This is a genomic window from Rhodococcus sp. B10, from assembly GCF_011770055.1.
Taxonomy (GTDB): domain Bacteria; phylum Actinomycetota; class Actinomycetes; order Mycobacteriales; family Mycobacteriaceae; genus Rhodococcoides; species Rhodococcoides kyotonensis_B.
In genome coordinates this window covers 1-446 of sequence record NZ_JAAFYV010000097.1, presented here as the reverse complement: position 1 = coordinate 446, position 446 = coordinate 1, and the positions used below count along the sequence as shown (strand labels likewise).

1 protein-coding gene is annotated in these 446 nt (G+C 54.7%); it reads right to left on the bottom strand.

Annotation, left to right across the window (positions count from 1 at the left end):
• A partial coding sequence (locus tag RhoFasB10_RS25810; RefSeq protein ID WP_167679343.1) for a site-specific integrase occupies positions 1–446 on the bottom strand: 446 nt, incomplete at both ends.

Here is a 446-nt window from a genome sequence, read left to right as displayed (position 1 = left end):
AACTTGAACAGTTCCTCGCTTCGTCTGCTTGCTCAGCAGCGCTGGTGCCTTTCTCAGGTATCCCCGCTTTACGCAGAATGCGATCAGCTTGGTCAGGGTCGACCATCTTCGATGAATAGTCGCGGCGGCGAGCTTGTCCAGGGTCACCGCTGAGTCTAGGTCAGTCAAGGTGTCCGCATAGGATCTGAGGAGATCCTCATCTACGTCGGAAACGAGCTTTTTTCTTGCGTCAAGAAAGTGATGGAAGTCGGTGAGGTCCGCCGCGATAGCTGCTGTCGTGTTCTTGCTGCAGGCAAGCTTTGGCTTTGGACCGATCGTTAGATGGGCATCTGCTAAGAATTCAAATGCGGGCTGAACGATCGTTCCATCAGCCCTGCTGACCAAAAAGCAGAATCCCTCGGGTAAGGGTACGCCTCGCGTACCCGCGATTTCTGTCGCTTCCGGAG